Origin of the sequence: Candidatus Cardinium sp. cByotN1 (assembly GCF_022810525.1) — a bacterium.
GTDB lineage: Bacteria > Bacteroidota > Bacteroidia > Cytophagales > Amoebophilaceae > Cardinium.
Genome location: NZ_JAACGG010000216.1, coordinates 1 through 640, shown reverse-complemented (window position 1 = coordinate 640; position 640 = coordinate 1). Strand labels below are relative to the sequence as shown.

General features: G+C 33.4%; 1 protein-coding gene. It reads left to right on the top strand.

The features are described 5' to 3' along the window. Nucleotides 1-640, top strand: a 640-nt coding sequence (locus MUW73_RS04490) for an Rpn family recombination-promoting nuclease/putative transposase (protein ID WP_243018636.1), incomplete at both ends; no start/stop codon positions are given.

Here is a 640-nt window from a genome sequence, read left to right as displayed (position 1 = left end):
TCGCCTTCAAAAAAATATTTGGTGTAGAGGAAAATAAGGATCTACTTATTGCCTTAATAAATGCTACTGTCTCGCCAGAAGACCAAGTAGTAGAGGTTACTCTATTAAACCCCTATAACCCAAAAAGCTTTAGCAACGACAAACTTTCTATACTAGATATCAAAGCAGTAGGGGAAAATGGTAAAAGGTTTAATATAGAAATCCAAATCACGGATGAATCAGATTATGATAAAAGAGCCCTATATTACTGGGCTAAATTGTATACAGAGCAATTAAAGGTTTCACAGAATTATTCTACTTTAAATAAAGCCATAGGTATTCATATTCTTAACTTTATTTCTATAACAGATAGTAAAAAGTATCATAACGTATTCCATATCACCGAAAAAGAGAGTGGACTACCCTATTTTACCGATCTAGAATTGCATACTATAGAGCTCAGTAAGTTCAGTAACAACCCTAATGAAGATCTAACCAGTTTATTGCAGAAGATAAAAAATTCGCTAGACATTTGGACTGCTTTTCTGACTAGAAATGATCTACTTAATAAAGACAACTTACCCGAACGCTTAGATAATAATACCCTCAAGAAGGCTTTACACGTTTTAGAGACCATGAACTTTACCGATGAGGAAAGAAT